The 2,631-nt window shown below is 59.1% G+C and carries 4 protein-coding genes; all 4 read left to right on the top strand.

All coding sequences use genetic code 11. The annotated features are described in order from the left end of the window. The coding region (locus tag QNK41_RS09180; RefSeq protein ID WP_319255988.1) for an alpha/beta hydrolase at window positions 1-693 on the top strand (693 nt) is incomplete at its 5' end. After that, window positions 690-1,388: a haloacid dehalogenase-like hydrolase gene (locus QNK41_RS09185; protein ID WP_319255990.1), complete on the top strand. Its 699-nt coding sequence runs from the start codon at window positions 690-692 to the stop codon at window positions 1,386-1,388. The genes QNK41_RS09180 and QNK41_RS09185, both read left to right, overlap by 4 nt. A 19-nt stretch (window positions 1,389-1,407) precedes the next feature. Further along, window positions 1,408-1,896, top strand: coding sequence for a prolyl-tRNA synthetase associated domain-containing protein (locus QNK41_RS09190; RefSeq protein ID WP_319255992.1), 489 nt, complete (start codon window positions 1,408-1,410; stop codon window positions 1,894-1,896). Between the two features lie 211 nt (window positions 1,897-2,107). After that, window positions 2,108-2,631 (top strand): arginase family protein (locus tag QNK41_RS09195; RefSeq protein ID WP_319255994.1); only part of this gene is annotated, 524 nt, incomplete at its 3' end.

Below are 2,631 nucleotides of genomic sequence, written 5' to 3' on the forward strand. Positions count from 1 at the left end.
ATCCACGGCTCAGGGCAGGAGGGCTGTTTTTGGCAAGCCCAGGTCGACGGCCTGACCGGTGTGGCCAACACCATTGCCGTGGATCTGCCCGGACACGGCAACAGCGACGGCGAAGGATTCCGGCGAGTTTCCGATTTTGCCCGGTCGGTCATGGGCTTCATGGATGCCGTCGACGCCCCCGCCCCCATCCCCTGCGGGCTGAGCCTGGGCGGGGCCATCGCCCTACACCTGCTGATTCATCACGGTGATCGCCTCAGGGCAGGCATCCTGGCCAATACCGGTGCCCGGCTCAAGGTGCTGCCGGCCATCATCGAAACCATCCAAGACAATTACGACAGACACCTGACAGGGCTGATCAAATTTGCAGTGGCCCAATCCAATCAAGCCGACGAAGATATCTGCCGGCGGGTGCTGGCCAGTTCCACCGCCGGTCCGGTGGTCACGGCCAATGATTTCCGTGCCTGCGACGCATTCGACGCCATGCCGCAGGTGGCGACCATCAACCTGCCGGTGCTCGTGCTCAGCGCCGTGCACGACATGTTGACACCGGTCAAGTATGCGGACTGGATGGCGGCCAACATCCATGGTGCACGACATGTGACCCTCGATGGGTCGGGCCATATGTCGCCCATTGAGCAGCCAGAGGCATTCAATCAGGCGATTTTACGTTTTATGGAGTCCCTGGACCGGTGAGCGACAATACCACCCATAGCCGTTCCGTTGCCGTCTTCGATTTCGATAAAACGCTCATCGATGGGGATGTGGCTTATCTTTTTATGAGCACTGCCATCAAGGGCAGCAAGTTCCGACGAATGGCAGCCGGCATGCTCATGCCGGTGCTGCTGCCGTTTCTGTTAATTCGACCGGGCCGGATCGTCGCCGTGAGCGTGATGCTGTGGATCGCCACCTTCCCCCTGCGCGGCAAGACAGCGCGGGCTGTTTTCGGCGCCTTTGTCCCGGGCGTGCTATCGCCACCCATAAACGTGCGATTCTACAATGACGGGCTGAAGGCCCTGGCGGCCCACCGTAGGTTGGGCCACCGGCTGCTGATCATTTCCGGCTCTCCCCAGGAACTGGTCAGGCAGGTCGCTCACCCCGTTTTGAAACATGATATCGAAATCATCGGCTCCCGGATCGTCCCCTTTCTGGGTGGACTCATTTACCGCAGCTATTGTATGGGACCCGGCAAAATCAAGCTGGCCAGGCAACTGGGCGCGCTGAACGGCAACTGGGACTATGGCTATTCGGACAGTGCATGGGACATCCCCCTGCTGGCCCACTGCCGCCACCGGTTTCTGGTCAATCCCGACAAAAAAACGATCAGGCGGACCAAAGCGGCGCTCGGTGGCCGCGTGACGATATTGAACTGGACGGACACAAAAAAATAAACCCTGAGGAAAAGGATCTATGCAGATTTACGACTATCTCGACACCCAAGGCATCGACTATGAACGGCACGACCATCCCCCGGTCTTCACCTGCGAGGACGTGAATCGTCTGGTGCCGGCACTGCCCGGCCAAAAGACCAAAAACCTGTTCATCTGCGACAACAAGGGTAAACAGCACTTTCTCGTGACGGTTCCCGATGAGAAATCAGTGGACCTGAAATCGTTTGGCGAGGCGCTGGCAGTCAAAAAGCTCAGGTTCGCTTCGGCGGATCGCCTGCAAACACATTTGGAACTCGAACCCGGAGCGGTGACCATCCTCGGTGTGATGAACGACGACGCCCACCAGGTCCAGGTGATCGTGGACAAAGCCATCTGGGAGGCGGACGCCCTCCAGTGCCACCCGCTGGTCAACACCGCCACCCTGGTCATTTCGCTGGACAATGTCCGCAGGTTTCTCCACGCCACCGGGCATGAGGCCACGGTTATGGAGGTACCCGCCCGGGATTAAAAGTGCCGGATTCGCAAGAAGGCCGATATCTGCGTCAGGCTTCATCCCTCGTCACTGCGGCCTTGGCCTGAACCAAAATATACCTTTTGTGAATAGACACATCGTGCAAAATACACATCCCCTTACTTCTCGTCCGGGGGGGACGCCTGTGCATATAACGGTCTCTGCTGGTCCAATCCGGACCGTAGGTGAAAAAAAAGGAAACTATCTGATGATCGACAACCCGGACAACATCCCATACACAGAGCTGGTGCCGGATACCGTGGCACTGATCGGCATCCCATTCGACGAGTACTCCAGCTTTATGCGCGGGCCGGCCAAGGCCCCGTCGGCCATCCGACAGACGCTGCATAACGGTGCGTCCAACTGGTTTGCCGAAAACGGGGTCAATCTGGACACGCACCCGCGGTTTCGTGATCTGGGAGACCTGACGCTGCCCGGCGGCGAAGCAGCCATGACCGCCATCGAAACCGCCATCGGGCAGCTGGCCAAACAGAAAGCCCGGGTCCTGGCACTGGGCGGGGATCATGCAATCACCTTCCCGGTGGTCAATGCATTGAGCAAAACCTACGATGATCTGACCATCCTGCACCTGGACGCCCACCCGGATCTTTACGACAGCTACGATGGCAACCGCTTTTCGCATGCCTGCCCGTTCGCGCGCATCATGGAAACCGGACGCGTCAAGCGGCTCGTCCAGGTGGGCATCCGCGGCATGAATGACGAGCAGCGCCG

The sequence above is a fragment of the Desulfosarcina sp. genome (assembly GCF_033791525.1).
Classification (GTDB): Bacteria; Desulfobacterota; Desulfobacteria; order Desulfobacterales; family Desulfosarcinaceae; genus Desulfosarcina.

Excerpts from the sequence above, each read along its gene's own strand:
- QNK41_RS09190 (WP_319255992.1), top strand. The coding sequence starts at position 1,408 with ATGCAGATTTACGACTATCTCGACACCCAAGGCATCGACTATGAACGG.